Annotated in this window: 8 protein-coding genes; 7 read left to right on the forward strand and 1 reads right to left on the reverse strand. The window is 33.9% G+C overall.

The genetic code is table 11. From position 1 onward, the window contains the following. Positions 1-8 precede the first annotated feature (8 nt). The 7 genes from E0F76_RS13040 to E0F76_RS13070 all read left to right on the forward strand — a co-directional run bounded on the left by E0F76_RS13040 (position 9) and on the right by E0F76_RS13070 (position 15428). Positions 9-1541, forward strand: coding sequence for a rhamnogalacturonan acetylesterase (locus E0F76_RS13040; RefSeq protein WP_132006776.1), 1533 nt, complete (start codon positions 9-11; stop codon positions 1539-1541). Between the two features lie 208 nt (positions 1542-1749). Then, positions 1750-3093 (forward strand): right-handed parallel beta-helix repeat-containing protein, encoded by a 1344-nt coding sequence (locus tag E0F76_RS13045; protein ID WP_132006779.1) that lies wholly within the window; start codon positions 1750-1752, stop codon positions 3091-3093. Between the two features lie 96 nt (positions 3094-3189). Then, positions 3190-4806, forward strand: a complete 1617-nt coding sequence (locus E0F76_RS13050; protein ID WP_165932703.1) for a right-handed parallel beta-helix repeat-containing protein — start codon at positions 3190-3192, stop codon at positions 4804-4806. Positions 4807-4911: 105 nt separating this feature from the next. After that, positions 4912-7806 carry a glycosyl hydrolase 115 family protein gene (locus E0F76_RS13055; RefSeq protein WP_132006782.1) on the forward strand — a complete coding sequence of 965 codons (2895 nt, stop codon included), beginning with the start codon at positions 4912-4914 and terminating at the stop codon, positions 7804-7806. Between the two features lie 461 nt (positions 7807-8267). After that, positions 8268-10766, forward strand: coding sequence for a GDSL-type esterase/lipase family protein (locus tag E0F76_RS13060; protein WP_132006785.1), 2499 nt, complete (start codon positions 8268-8270; stop codon positions 10764-10766). A 1247-nt stretch (positions 10767-12013) separates the two neighbouring features. After that, complete coding sequence (locus E0F76_RS13065) at positions 12014-12316, forward strand: hypothetical protein (protein ID WP_132006788.1); 303 nt, start codon at positions 12014-12016, stop codon at positions 12314-12316. A gap of 166 nt (positions 12317-12482) precedes the next feature. Beyond that, a complete protein-coding gene (locus E0F76_RS13070) occupies positions 12483-15428 on the forward strand; it encodes a polysaccharide lyase family protein (protein WP_132006791.1) in 2946 nt (981 codons plus the stop codon). 170 nt (positions 15429-15598) lie between these two features. Here E0F76_RS13070 and E0F76_RS13075 read toward each other — a convergent pair whose 3' ends face one another. After that, a complete protein-coding gene (locus E0F76_RS13075) occupies positions 15599-16927 on the reverse strand; it encodes a rhamnogalacturonidase (protein WP_132006794.1) in 1329 nt (442 codons plus the stop codon). Positions 16928-16944: the final 17 nt, after the last annotated feature.

Raw genomic sequence — 16944 nt, forward strand, 5'->3', positions numbered from 1 at the left:
ACACATAGATGAAATTACTTCGATTACTTCCATTACTAGGTTTGGCGGTGTTTTTTATGAATTTTACAGGCAATCCAAAAACAAAGACAATGGTTTACACGGTTGGCGATTCTACCGTAAAAAATGGTAGTGGAAAGGGCGATGGTGGACTTTGGGGCTGGGGAGATTATATTGGACAATTTTTAGATTCTTCTAAAGTAACGGTTGAAAACCATGCTTTGGGAGGTACCAGCAGCAGAACATATCAAGATAAAGGATTATGGCTGGCTGTTTGTAAGAAACTTAAAAAAGGAGATTATGTTTTGATTCAATTTGGCCATAATGATGATGGTCCATTAAATGATGATTCTAGAGCTAGAGGAACGATCAAAGGGATTGGAGACGAAACCCAAGAAATAGATAATATGTTGACCAAGAAACACGAAATAGTGCATTCTTACGGTTGGTATATTCAGAAAGTAGTTCGTGAAGCGAAATCAAAAGGAGCTATTCCGATAATTTGTTCTCCTATACCTAGAAACGATTGGAAAGAAGGAAAAGTGCCTCGCAACAATAAATCCTACGGATTATGGGCCAAGCAAATTGCCGAAAAAGAGAACGTGACTTTTATCGATTTGAATGATAGAATGGCACTTAAAATGGAAAAATTAGGAGAATCTAACGTTACGGAAACTTATTTCTACCAGAGAGATCATACCCATACTTCTGCAAAAGGTGCTGTGATGTCCTCTTCTGCTATCATTGAAGGATTGAAAGCGAGCGACAATACATTAAAAAAATACATTTTAGACAATCCCAAAATTGTTCTTCCAGCAAAGAAAAAGATTTTCTTAATTGGCGATTCTACTATGGCTAATAATGGCAACAATCCTAATGCAGTGGGTTGGGGAGTAGAATTCCCTAAATACTGCGATACTACTAGAGTTGAGGTAATCAATAAAGCCAGAGGGGGCCGAAGCTCTCGCACCTACACCTTTGAAGGATTGTGGGATCAAGTAAAAAAACAATTGCAACCTGGAAATTATGTGCTGATTCAGTTTGGACATAATGATCCTGGCTCCATAGATAAAGAAAAATTTAGAGGATCTCTTAAAGGAAACGGCGACGAAACCCAAATGGTAAATCGCGCGGATAGTTTGATGGAAACAGTACACACCTTTGGTTGGTATATGGATAAGTTTATCAGTGAAGCTAAAGAAAAAGGAGCTATTCCGATTGTTTTAAGTCAGACTCCAAGAAATGAATGGCCACATGATAAAGTAGAACGTCGCAATGAATCTTATGGCGGATGGTCTAAAGTTTCAGCAGAAAAAGCGGGTGCGTGCTTTATTGATTTGAATGAATTTGTAGCTGCAAAATATGAAACTTTAGGTAAAGAAAAAGTAAAAGAATTTTTCCCAAAAGATCATACACACACTGGTGTTGATGGAGCCAATCTGAATGCACTGACTGTTGCTGAAAGTTTGAAAAAAATGAGGGATTGTGGACTCAGTGATTATATGGAAATTCCTAAGAATGATCTTAAGAAAGAATCAAAATAAACCACTGTTATGGACTTCAAGTCCAAAATTTGGGTTTAGCATACTATAAGTCTAAATAAAAAAAATTAAACCGCAGATTCGCAAATTATTTTCACAGAATCTAAATTTTTAATCTGTTAATCTGCGGTAAATATTTTTAGAATCAGAAAGCGAAATACACGAAAGGACAAATTTTAACTATTTTTCAGATCTATAAAATCACCGATAAATGAAAAATTTAATCATCATCATTGCACTGTTTTTAACTAGTGTTTCTTCCTATGGAACTGATTTTTATGTAGCTCCAAATGGAAAAGACACCAGTACTGGAACTAAAGACAACCCACTTGAAACTGTTAAAAGAGCACAAGAATTGGCTAGCGCCGGAGATACTGTTTACATCAGGGGCGGTATTTATACGATGAGGGAAAATCAAATAGCGAGTTATCAACGTGCCTATGCTTATGTAACCGAATTGGATAAAAACGGAATCAACTATTTTGCTTTTCCAAACGAAACTCCAGTATTTGATTATAAAAACATCAAACCTGCCAATTATCGCATTGTCGCATTTTTGGTCAAAGGAGATAAAATTCACATCAAAGGTATCGAAGTAATCGGGGTTCAGGTTACGATTACAACCCATACCCAGTCGGAATGCTTTGAGGTTCTTGGAAATAATAACACATTGGAACAAATAAAAATGCACGATGGTATGGCAATTGGCGTTTATATGTTGTCTGGCTCCAATAATCTTATTTTAAATTGTGATGCTTACAATAACTGGGATTCGGTTTCAGAAGGTGCAAAAGGAGGAAATACAGATGGTTTTGGTGCGCATCTTAAAAAAGGGAGTGTCAATACCATTTTTAGAGGTTGCCGCGCTTGGTTTAATAGTGACGATGGATTCGATTTAATCAATAATGCCGAAGCTGTTGTAATAGAAAATTGCTGGGCTTTTTATAATGGTTACACTTCTGATTTTGTAAGTCGTGGTGATGGAAATGGATTTAAAACGGGTGGCTATGCCAAAGGACGAAAACCTTATGACGATGTCATTGCCAATTATTCACCAATCCCAAAAAACACAATCCGTTTTTGTTTGGCAGTTGGAAATAAGCAAGCTGGTTTTTATGCTAATCACCATTTAGAAGGAAACTATTGGCACAATAATACGGCCTACAAAAACAGGGTAAACTATGATATGCTGAACTGTTTGGCGTTGAACCCAACTGACTTTGGAACTGATGGTCCTGGATGGAATCACGAACTGGTCAACAACTTAGGTTTTGCAGCTAAAGTAGCGGAATTAGCAAATATTGATAAGTCACGTTGCATCTTGAAAACTAATTATTTTGATTCAAACAATACCGCCGTCACCGCATCTGATTTTGTAAGCCTTGATGAAACTTTTCTTACAGCACCAAGACAAGCTGATGGTAGTCTTCCCAATATTACCTTTTTAAAATTAGCTCCTTCAAGTAAACTGATAAATTCAGGAACTGATATTGGATTCCCATTTAAAGGAAAAGCTCCCGATTTAGGTTGCTTCGAATTTGATGGTAAAAACTAGATTTCCAAGAATTTAATTTGAGTAAGTTTTTTTTTAATTTTAAAAAAAATAATTTCCTCCCTATTATTTTAACAACATTGCATATAATTACTACATATGAAAAATAGTATTTTAACCATCACCTTATTTTTAAGCAGTTTGTGCTCTTTTGCGGCTAATTTTTATGTTGCGCCAAATGGTAACGATGCCAATGTTGGAGATATAAACAATCCAGTTGAAACCATAAAAAGAGCACAGGAATTAGCTAGTTCTGGTGATACTGTTTATATTAGAGGTGGACTTTATACGATGCGAGTAGACCAAATAGCCCAATATTATAGTATTTGGGTATATGTAACAAAGCTAGACAAAAGCGGGATAAGTTACTTGGCCTATCCTAACGAAACCCCGATATTTGATTATAAAAATATTAAACCTGCTGATTATCGAATTACAGCATTTTATATTAATGGAAGTAATATTCGTATTAAAGGGATTGAAATAACTGGTGTTCAAGTCACGATAACAGCGCATACCCAATCCGAATGCTTCGAGATTCAAGGAAGCAATAATACGCTCGAACAAATAAAAATGCACGATGGCATGGCAATTGGCGTTTACATTCTGAAGGGTTCGAATAACTTAATATTAAATTGTGATGCTTATAGAAATTGGGATTCGGTATCTGAAGGAGGTGTTGGCGGAAACACCGATGGTTTTGGATGTCACGCGCCTATGGGCAATAAAAACAATATTTTTAGAGGATGTCGTGCCTGGTACAATAGCGATGATGGCTTTGATTTAATAAGCTCTGGAGAACCCGTTTTGATAGATAATTGTTGGGCTTTTTACAATGGTTATTCCGTTAATACCACTACAAATGTTGTTACTAGTCGTGGCGACGGCAATGGGTTTAAGGCTGGTGGTTATGGATCTACTACTCTAGATAAAATACCTAATCCAGTACCTAGAAACACCATTCAATTTTGTATGGCTGTGGCAAACAAGCAAAGTGGATTTTACTCCAACCACCATCTTAATGGTAGTAATTGGTATAACAATACGGCCTACCGCAATAATAGAAATTACAACATGCTCAATAGAAAAGCAGCAACTGCAGCAGACTATCTTACTGATGTACCCGGATGGAGTCATGTAATGGCAAATAATTTAGGTTATGCTGCAAAATATGCTGAATTGACAGACATAGACAAAGCGAGCTGCACATTAAACAATAATTATTTTGATTTAAGTTTCGCAATCAATAGTTCGGATTTTTTAAGTGTAGACGAATCACTATTAACAGCCCCAAGACAAGAAGATGGCAGCCTGCCTGTAAATAATTTGCTAAGATTAAAATCAACAACTAAATTAATTGATGCCGGAACTGACATTGGGTTCTCTTTTAAAGGACTTGCTCCAGATTTAGGTTGTTTTGAATATGATAGTACTTTAGGATTTCAAAAATTAAATCTAAATCAGGGAATTTATAACTACCCCAATCCGTTTTCTACAGAAACGAAGGTTATTTTTAATCTTACTACAACTTCAAAAATAGGAATGACTCTATATAATTTAGCTGGAATGAAAGTACTTGATATCCCTCAAAAAACCTATTCAGAAGGAGAAAACACCATTACATTAAAAAGAGATGGATTATCGTCTGGGAATTATATTTTAGTGATTCAAGGCCATGACTTTGAACAAACTAGTAAAAAAATTATGGTTCAATAATAGAGCATTACTGCCTTTAAAATAAGTTTTTAATTTCTTTAAAATAACACTATTGGATATAATTAAATTTGATTAATTGTATCCATTTTTATTTAAAATTTTAATATGAAAAATACGCTGCTATCAATTTTGTTAATTCTATTGTTTATTCCAAAAATTGAAGCTCAAACTGAGGTTTCATCTAAATTTGAGGTGTTTACCAAAGACCAAAAGACTACTATTTTATATGATAATACCAAAGTTTTAGATTCTATTTTGGCCTATTCTTTAGCGGAAGATATTTTTAAAGTTACTGGTTTTAAACCATTAGTTACCAAAAATAAGGCAACGGCATTGGGAAATGTAATTGTTATAGGAAACTATCAATCGGAGTTGGTACAGTCATTTTTGGATAAAAAAACAGATAGGAAAGGTTTCGAAAAGCAATGGGAAAGTTACCTGTTCCAGATTATTGACAATCCAACTTCCAAGATTAGAAAAGCATTTGTCATTGCAGGAACAAGTCCAAGAGGAACTGCTTATGGTGTTTATGATTTGTCTCAAAAAATGGGTGTTTCACCTTGGTATTGGTGGGCTGATGTTCCTGTTACGCATCAAAATGAATTGGTACTTAAACAGGATTTGTTTTATTCAAAAGCTCCATCCGTTAAATACCGAGGTATATTTTTAAACGATGAAGACTGGGGATTGCGACCTTGGGCTTCCAAAACCTTCGAACCTGAAGTTGGGAATATTGGTCCTAAAACCTATGCGAAAATTTTTGAATTATTATTGCGATTGAAAGCCAATTCAATTTGGCCAGCGATGCACGAAGGAACGACGGCTTTTTTCAAAATTCCCGGCAATGCCAAAATAGCCGAGGCGTATCAAATTGTTGTGGGTTCATCGCACGCAGAACCTATGTTGCGCAACAATGTCGATGAATGGAACGAAAAAGAATTGGGGCATTTTAATTATGTTACTAATAAAGAAAATGTTTTCAAATACTGGGAAGACCGCGTAAAAGAAAGCAAAAATGTAGATGCCATTTTCACCATCGGAATGCGAGGAGTACACGATAGTGGAATGGAAGGAGTCAAAACCAACAAAGAAGGCGTTCAACTATTGACCCAAGTAATTGAAGATCAAAGAAATTTAATTGAAAAACACCTCAATCCTGATGCAACCAAAGTTCCCCAAGCCTTCACGGTATACAAGGAAGTTTTGGATTTATACGAGGAAGGTTTACAAGTTCCAGAGGACATCACTTTAGTCTGGACAGATGACAATTATGGATACATCCGAAGGTTGAGCAATGAACAAGAACAAAAACGTTCGGGCGGCGGCGGTGTATATTATCACGCTTCCTATTGGGGAAGACCTCACGATTATCTTTGGCTGAGTACTACACATCCAGCATTGATTCGAGAAGAAATGATGAAGGCGTATCAGGCGAACTGCAAAGACATTTGGATTTTGAATGTTGGAGATATCAAACCTGCCGAATATGCGATGCAACTTTTTATGGATATGGGATACGATGCCTCTCCATTTGAGGATGCATCAAATGTTAAAAAACACATGATGCACTTCTACTCTTCTATTTTTGGAGAAAACTACGGAAAATCTATTGCTGATATTCAATGGAGATATTATGATTTAGCTTTTGAAAGAAAACCTGAATTTATGGGCTGGAGTCAAACCGAACCTACTACAAAAATTGCTCAAACTGGGTATAATCCGTTCTTTTTTGGGGACGAAAACCAAACCCGCATTAACCAATATCAAAATTTAGAAAATCAGGTCGAAACTCTAAAAACCACCATTCCAAAATCCTTGCAAGATTCCTATTTTCAGTTGGTTTATTATCCTGTAAAAGGAGCCTCGTTGATGAACAAAAAGTTTTTATATGCCGACAAAGCCATTATTTATGGAAAACAAGGTAGGTGGAATGCTAATGATTATGCGCTAAAATCAGAAGCTGCTTATAATAAAATAGCCGAATTGACTCAGTTTTACAATACCCAATTAGCCAATGGAAAGTGGAACTTAATGATGGATATGAAACCGAGAAAGTTGCCTGTATTTGATCTTCCAAAAGTTGAAATCCCAATTAAAATTGAATCGGAAGCCATTGGACTAATGGTCGAAAATGCAACAAAACTGGACGAAACAGAACTGAAATTACCTAGCTTTTATCCAAATTCGAATCAGTCTCATTTTATTGATATTTTTCTTAAAAAAAATGTAAAAGAGAACTGGAAATTAGAACAATTACCTGATTGGATGATCACCTCAAAATCGGAAGGAATTTTAGATGCTAAAATTAGTGATAATGACCGAATTCAAATCAGTATAGATTGGAAAAAATGGAACAAAAAACAAACTAAAAATGCCCAGTTCACTATCAATTATGGTATTAAAAAGAAGGTTGTCACTATAACTATTGATGACAGTTTTGCCAATCTTCCCAAAAATTCCTTCGTGGCTATGGAAGATAAAGTTGTTGTTTATGCTCAAAATTTTACATCAATTCAAAATAATCCCCCCTTCAAATGGGAAAAAATTGATGGTCTTGGATATAGCAAAGCTGTGATGCAAGCATTACCTTTCAATTTACCATCTATAAAAACGGAAAATTTAACTCAAGAAGCTCCATACGTTGAATACAAAATCGAACTGGATAATTTGAATACCTTTTTAGATCCAGAATTAATTTTATATGCCCTGCCTACTCTACCCATAACAAATAAACAAGGGGTTCGTGTTGGAGTACAATGGAATGACGAACCTATCCAAATAATTGATTTCACAACTTTTGGCAGAAGTGAAGAATGGAAGCAAAATGTATTATCGAATAAAGCGTCTAAAAAAATTGCTCTAAAATCCATTCTCAAGGGAACCAATAAATTAAAAATCTATATGGTTGATGCAGGAGTTGCATTGGATTATTTTTACATCAATTTGAACAAAAACAACCCTGTACCCTATTCCATTTTGTCGGAAACTTTTCAACAATAAAAGATTTATAACTGGATTTGGAAATAAATCCAAACAACAGGATACGGCAGGATACTATCTACAACCTAAAAAGATACTTTAGTTGGATAATTCAAGCACATAAAAATTATTAAAAACAAAACGTATTAACACCTAAAACATTATAAACCAACAACTTGATTTAACCATGAATAAAACTTTACTAAGAACAAAACTTAATAATGCTTTTGATTTGGTAGACATTTACGATAGCATCCCTATTTCGATTAGACAAAAAATAAATGTAGAAAAATTAGAGGAATAGGTTGAAATAATTAAATAAGTTTAAATTAAATGTATTTTGAAAGGAATAATCATTTTTTTACACAAAAACTGGTTTCTACCTTATTTTTTTTACTTATTTCTCATTAAAAAAATGTCTGATAGTAGATTTGTATATTACTATTGTAATAAGACAACAAAATTTAAAAACATATAAATCAATGAATATTATCAAAAAGAACAAACAAATCATAACTATAGTTTTTATGATTTTAATCTGTTTTAATGTTGGTGCATCAAACTTATCGAAGATTAGTTTAGATAAAAAAAATCGCACACTTATAGCGCCAGAATCCTCAAATTATAGTTGGTATTTTAATAACGTAAAGTTACCAATCGAAGGACAGGTACTTAAAATAAAAAAAGCTGGTATTTACAGTTTAAAAACCAAAGATAATAATGGAAAAGAAGTAGTAAAATCTATAAAGATTAATTTAGGCCAGGGAGGGATCATATCTGTTGTGTACCTTATTGGCGACTCTACAGTATCCGATTACACTTCTGGTTATTACCCAAAAACAGGTTGGGGCCAAGTACTACAATCTTACTTTGATGAAACACGTGTTGTAATAGACAATAGAGCTATAGGAGGAACAAGCGCAAAAAGTTTTTACAATAGCTATTGGGCAGATGTAATAAAAAATGTTCAACCAGGGGATTATGTTTTTGTTCAGTTTGGAATAAATGATGCTGCTACCGATGTAGCAAGATATTCTGCACCTTTTACAGGGTTTCAAGATTACCTTACCTTGTTTGTAAATGAAACCAAAGCTAAAGGTGCTACATGTGTATTAGTAGCTACATTAAGAAGAAATGCTTGGAACAATACAACTCCTGAAACACTTTATGATGCTTATCACGATTACCCTATAGCAACAAGACAATTGGCCGTTCAACTTAATACACCTTTAATTGATTTAGACAAAGCCACTGTTCCTTTACTGGAACCATTAGGTAGTTTATATACAGGGGATTTTATGTATATGAATCTTAAAATAGGTGAATATCCAACATACTCTAATGGGCAAGCTGATAATGTTCATTTTCAAAGAATGGGAGCAATAGAAATGGCCAGACTCGTAGTTCAGGGAATTAAAGAACAAGCTTCTTCTTTTCCTTCTATGAATCTATTAGTCCCATCAATTAAACCTGTTTATGATATAACCGTATCTCAAAATAATGTAGCCGCAGGACTCGTAACTAGAAGTCAAAGTTTTACTTCTGGAATAAATATTACTTTAAAAGCATATCCTTTTGATGGATATCTATTTAAAGAATGGCAAAGTACTGATGGAACTACTTTAAGCACAAATCCATTATTTTCATATACAACGGGTAATACAACTGCTTCTTTTATTGGTATTTTTGAAGAAGACCCTATTTGTCCACCTATAGTACTTTATACACAAGTTAATGACGGACTTGTAGAAAAAACGAATAAGGCAATTGTTAATTCTGGTAACAAAGTCGTGTTTTCTGCTACTCCACTATCTGGTGGGTCTTGGAGTTGGACTGGCCCAAATTCTTTTTCAGCTATTACTCGTGAAATCACATTAAATAATATTCAAGTAAGTCAAGCTGGAGATTACATCGCAACCTATACAAGTGAAGCAAAATGTGTAACACAAAAATCTTTTAACGCCACTGTAGATGGAAAAATTGGAGGAGATGGTACTATATTATTATCTGCAACTGCCAATGCTGATAAAGGTACAATTACATTAAATTGGACTTTGAAAAACATAACAGCAAGTGTACAAGTATTTAGAGATACCGATAGTAATCCTACAGGTAGGTCACGACTCGCAATTCTCTCTAATAGCACAACACAATATACAGATGTAAATGTTGTTAAAGGAACTACTTATTATTATTGGGTAACAGCCACCGACATTAACGGAAACACTAAAAGTACATCAACCAGTGCAACAGCAGAAGACAATATTGGTACAACATCCATATGGTTAGAATCTGAATGTGGAAACGTTGGCAATTTGTGGGATGTATTAGCAGACATCAATGCGTCGAATGAAAAATACACAACTATTAAAGTTGGATATACAAGTGGTACTGTAGCTCCAGATGTTAATGGTCAAATAATTTATAACTTTAATGTTACAGAAGCAGGAGACTACGGTTTATGGGCTCGTACAATTGCTCCTAATACCTCTGATGACTCTTTTTGGATTAGTATTGATAATGGCACTTGGTTTTCTTGGAATAATATAGCACCTAGCACTAGTTGGGTATGGAGTAAGGCTAATAATTATACCCTAAGCATAGGTACTCATACATTAAAAATTGGATACCGTGAAGATGGGGCAAAATTAGATAAAATTCTAATTACTAATACCCGATTAACGCCTACTTTAAAAGGTGCAGACGCTAATAACTGTGAAAAACTAAGCACAACGGATATAGACTTTTATAAAGACAAAATCTTACTTTACCCTAATCCTGTAAAAAACACATTAAGTATTAATGGTATTATAACAAAACAAACTGTTTCGATTTATGATATTACTGGTCGTATAGTTAAAACAGTCGTTATTGATCAAGGCCAAAACAGTATCAATTTAAATAGGTTAAAAACAGGTGTATACTTTATTTTAATAAATGAAAATAATCAACTAATTACAAAAAAATTTATGAAGCTATAACTAAGAAGAACTGAGCTAAAAAACAAGTCTTTTTAGATTAGGTAATGTGGTTATAAATAGCGGCGCGATGTTTTACATAAGTATCCATCAAACGAAGTAATTGCAAACATTTGTCTTAACTTTTGTCTTTTACGGCATAAATTGGCACTTCATTGTTACAAGTATATTCACAGATAGATTTCGAGTCACTTTTATCTGTTTTTACCTGTAATAGTTTCATCTGGATAAAAGGGTTTACTGATAAAAGGTTACTAACTTAACAGCATACCCTTTTTCATATAAATATTGTGCCAGACAATATTGGTAGTAGCCTGTGGCTTACAGTATCCGAAAAAACAAGAAACAATATTATCTATTGGTTAAACCATAAATTAAAGAATTAATGTTGAGAACACGAGACGTAATCAGCTTTAGTGTCTTTAATGGCAATGATTTTTTTGGAATTAATGAGGGCTTCTATTTATTATGATTCCGGTTAAGTAAATAAGAGTTTAACTTTTTTATTTCAAGGAGATTCTATAACCGATGGGAATCGAGGAAGAAATGCAGATCCAAATCATATTATGGGTCATGGATACGCCTAAAGAATTGCTAACTAAATTGGTGCAGAATTTTGTAAAGACAACCATAATTTTATCAATAATGGAATAACAGAAAATACCATATCCGATTTAGAAAAACAATGTCAAAGTGATGCCTTAGATTTAAATCCACATATCATCAGTATTTTAATTGGAATTAATGATGTGATTTCCGAAATGGATAAAAAACCAACAGCTATTAGTAGTGCAGAATTCGAAAACAAATATCGTAAATTGATTTTAGATTCGAAGAATGCCAATTCTGCTGTAATACTGGTTTTGTTCCTGCCTTTTGTATCTCAAGTTGGAAAAAGAAAAATTAATTTTGAGAATTGTAGTCAAGCCACAATCTAAAAGCTAACATCATTCAAAAATTAGCAATGGAATATGATGCAGTTTTGGTCAACTTGCCACTGGTTTTAGAAAAAACCGTAAAAAAAGGACCTATAGGGTATTGAATATGGGATGGCATTCATCCCACAGTACCTTTCCACACCCTATTGGCAAGAGAATGGATTAAAAAATTAAAAAAAAATATCCTTCTTAAAAGGATATTCAGGTTTGTGAAATTTATTACCCTTTACCGTTTCTGATTGTTCGATTGTGTTTCAATAATAGCAAAGGCAGTAGATTCCCAAATTATTTATTTACTTTTTCCAAGGTTTTTTGTACACTCTACCTACTCTACCCATAACAAATAAACAAGGAGTTCGTGTTGGAGTACAATGGAATAACGAACCTATTCAAATAATTGATTTCACAACTTTTGGCAGAAGTGAAGAATGGAAGCAAAATGTATTATCGAATAAAGCGTCTAAAAAAATTGCTCTTAAATCTATTATCAAGGGAACCAATAAATTAAAAATCTATATGGTTGATGCAGGAGTCGCATTGGATTATTTTTACATCAATTTGAACAAAAACAACCCTGTACCCTATTCCATTTTGTCGGAAACTTTTCAACAATAAAAGATTTATAACTGGATTTGGAAATAAATCCAAACAACAGGATACGGCAGGATACTATCTACAACCTAAAAAGATACTTTAGTTGGATAATTCAAGAACATAAAAATTATTAAAAACAATACGTATTAACGCCTAAAACAATATAAACCAACAACTTGATTTAACCATGAATAAAACTTTACTAACTACAAAAAATTTGCTTAGTATCATCACCATTTTATTTTTAAGTATCATAAATACTGGATTTGCTCAAACCTATACTTGGGTTGGAGGTGTAAGTACTGATTTTTATAATGCAAGTAACTGGGATAATACGACTCTTAGCTATACAGACATACAGTCGTATACATTTGAAATTGGTGCTGGAACGCCAAATAATCTAATACATGTTGGTGGTAGTGCTTCTGACATCACAAAAAGACCTGGAAGGTTTAACACTTCTGCGAATGCAAATGTCATATTAAAAGGAAATCTTTTACCTTGGAATAGCGATAATTTAAATGGAACCATCACATTAGAATCACCTGCAAATATTAATATTAGAAATATTGTTTATTTAGGAAAATCAGCAAATGCAACCTTAAATGTAAATGGAGGAGCGATTTATAGTAAAAATGCTTTTTATATTGGCTATGGAACAGGTGGTAATGCAACTGCAAATATTGCTGGTGGTGCCGTATATGTTGGAACGTATCTTGAAGTTGGAACAGGAACAGGAAATCCAATAGCAAATTTAAATATCACAGGTGGAGCAGTTAATGTACCAACTGGAGTAAATATTGGAACTAATGGGCAAATATATATTAGTGGGATTGGTCTTCTAGTTGTAAATGGTGATAAACAAACTGTTTTACAAGGTTATATTAATACCGGCAAAATTAAATGTCCTAGTGGAAAAACCTTAGCAGTTAGTTATGATGGGGCCAAAACCACAGTAAACATCCCTCAAGATTCTAATAGTATGCTTACAGAATACCCCACTTATATTTTACTTAAAAATGGTATTATCGAAGCAAAAATAGAAAAAAATACAAGTAACCTAATGTCCATGAAAATCAATGGTGTAGAAACCTTATATCAATCTACCGCTACTTCCAGAACGGGAGGGTATTATGATTTTGTAACTTCTCAAGGATTTGAACAAATTAGCGGAGCTACGTTTTCAGTAAAGGAAGAAACTGCGGATTATATAGATGTTTCATTATTTAGACCCTATACACCTGGAACAAATGTAACTCGTTGCGATGTAGACATCCACTATGTGCTTAAAAAAGGAGACACAGGACTCTACACCTACTCTATTTTAAGGCATAAAGCAGCATACCCTGATTTTGACTTAGGCTCTTGGAGACAAGTGTTATGGATAGATTCTAGTATTACGGACAAAATTTGTGTAAATGATCTGAAAACATGGCAAATGCCTCAACCAACTGATGCTTGGTCACCAACATCAATTCCAGAAATCATCAAAATAGATTCAGGAGTACGTGCTGGTAAATATGACGGTAAATACGAGTTTAGTGAACCTTTAATTAGTTTGAAAGCGTATGGCCATACATCGGATAAAAATTCATTAGGAATTTGGGCAGTTACTGCCAATCACGAATATTTTAATAGCGGACCAACTCATCACGATTTGAATGCAGCAGCAGGTATAATTCATATTTGTATGAATGGAGTGCATTATAATTCAAAAGGCTTTCAAGTTCTTCAAAATGAAGAATGGTCGAAAATATACGGACCCTATTTAATCTATGGCAATCAAAAATCAACTGCAACCGCTAATTGGGATGATGCAAAGACTAGAGCAGCTAAAGATGAATTAGAATGGCCTTTTTCATGGCTTACCAACACACCCGAATATCCACTTGCAGCTGGACGTGGAAATATTAAAGGTAATTTTTCAATAAAAGACAATTTCAAACCAAATGTTACAGGTAAAAATGCTTGGATTGGAGTAACCCAATTAAGTGATGATTCTACGGGGCAATGGCAATTTGAGGAAGAAAATTATCAGTATTGGGTAAAAACAGATGCTTCTGGAAATTTTGATATCAAAAATGTACGACCAGGTAGCTACACCTTATTTGCTTATAGCGATGGAGTTACCGACGAATTTTCAATGACCAATGTTATTGTAACAGCGGGAGGAACCAATAATTTAGGCAATGTGGTTTGGTCTAAACCAAGAACTAACGGAAGTTTAGTATGGGATATTGGAGTTCCAGATCGTACCGCTGGCGAATATAAGTTTGGTGATTTTGATTATTGTGAGGGTTTTATTCAAAAAAAATTCGACACAACCTTTCCTAATCCAATCAATTATAATGTTGCCGATAAAAACTGGAGTACTGCTTTACCTTATGTACACTCAAAATATTATAATGCAGATGGAACAATTAACGGAAACTGGTTATGGAAAATTAATTTTGATATGCCTGTTGGAATGCCAAATACTGGAAATGCAAAACTAACAATTGCGTATGCCAGTTCAGACCATGCACAACAATGGATTTATATCAATACTGAAAGTGGTACTCCAATTGCCTTTTATCCTCCTCTTGGAGGCGGGAATGCCTTTTTACGACAATCCAATCATGCCAAATATGCCACTACAGTTGTCGATATTCCAATGAGCAAATTACATGCAGGAAGCAATTATATCCAACTGGTGATGCCTTCCAATTCAGGAGATGTAAGCCATTTGATGTATGATTATATTAGTTTTGAAGCTATTACAAATGCAAATGATTTGGATAACGATGGTGTTGTAAATGCAAATGATACTTGTCCTAGTACTCCAGCAGGAGAAATAGTTGGTTTAAATGGTTGTTCAAGTGCACAATTAGGCGTGGCTTCAAATACTTTGACTGCTGATGCTATCAGGGCATATCCAAATCCAACAAAAGGAATTTTCGAAATTACTCTTCCACTTTCAATTCAAGAAACAACTATCGAATTATACAGCGTACAAATGCAATCCATTTCTAAAAAATCTTATCCTGTAAATAATGGTAAAGTTCAATTAAATATAGAAAATCAAGCTAAAGGTGTGTACTTTATAAAAGTTGGATTAACAAATTCTGTGATTTTAAAAATCATAAAAGAATAAGATTAGAATTTGGGTGTAATTCGTTTTTAATGGCTTACATGCAACAAGTAAAGGTTTGCATTACTACAATTAACAACCTCATTTTTAATGCTGAAGAATAAAAAAAGGTTTGATAAATTAAATTCATCAAACCTTTTTTTTATTACAATAAATTACTTGCAGACAACTATTTAATCTATTCGTTCTTTATTGATAGTAACATTTTTAATACTGAATCCTTTTATTATACTTTTGTCAATAGCTGTATTAGTTGTTTCAATATTCAGATTTTCGAATGTAAAATTGGATAAAATTACATTTGGATCTTTCTCCACACCAAAAAAGGTTTCGCATTTTAAATCGATATTCTTGAATGTTATATGATCACCATAGGATAATGGAACGTCTGGTCTACCTTTCAAATCGAAAAATTGTTTCCATCCCAAAATAAGAAGACAAGTTTTAGCTTCTCCTTTAATATTTTCTAAACGGATGTATTCGTATCGTTGTGGTGTATCGGGTCTCATTTTAAGGTGTAATACTATCGAAGCTCCATCTATTTTGCAATTTCTCATAATCACGTTTCGATTATGAATGGATTCGCTTCCGTTTGTCAATGCCGAATGACAAAATCCAAATTGGCAATCTTCAACAATAATATTAGCATTTGGACCATTGTTTATATCTTGATCGGCGTAAGGCCCTTTGCCTCCTTTTAATGCAATAGCATCGTCATTAACGGACATTGTACAACCTTTTATAAGTACATTGGTACAAATATCAAGATCTATGGCATCCGTACTTGGTGCATCGCCTTTTTGGTGTGGCGAGTAGATATAAACATCTATTATTTTCAAATTATTGCATTTGTAAAAATGATTGGTCCAAAAACCAGAATTAATCATTTTTACGTCTTGAAATTGAACATTATTCGAGTTCCAAACGAATACTAATCGAGGTCTTGACACTTCAAGATTGGTGCATTTTGGATTTATCTTGCGTCTTGCCCAAAAGGCATCCCAATACTTTCTGCCATTTCCGTTGATGGTTCCTTTTCCAGAAATAGAGAAATTATCGACTCCATAAGCATTTACTAAAGCGGGGAAATAATCCAAATTTTGACCTTCCATTCTTGAAGGCATAATAGGATAATTTGAAATATCATCGGATCCTTTCAAAGTTGCTTTATCAGAAATATACAAACTAGTTTTAGGTTTAAAAAACAAAGCCCCACTCAAATACACCCCTTTCGGAATAACAATAACTCCACCCCCATTGGCAGCCGCTTTATCGATTACTTTTTGAATAGCGATAGTTTGAATTTTTGTACTATCCTTACTTACACCATAATCCGTAATGCAGTATTTTTTTCCTAAATTTTTCAATTCAATTTTCGAATAATCGGTAAACCAATTGGGAATCACTGTTCCATCAGGAAAAGTATCATTAGTATAATTTTGCGAAAATGTTATTTGCGAAAATCCAATAAGGCAAATTAACAATCTTAAAACATTCTTCATTTTTTACTTTATTTTAT

Origin of the sequence: Flavobacterium cellulosilyticum (genome assembly GCF_004349355.1) — a bacterium.
Classification (GTDB): domain Bacteria; phylum Bacteroidota; class Bacteroidia; order Flavobacteriales; family Flavobacteriaceae; genus Flavobacterium; species Flavobacterium cellulosilyticum.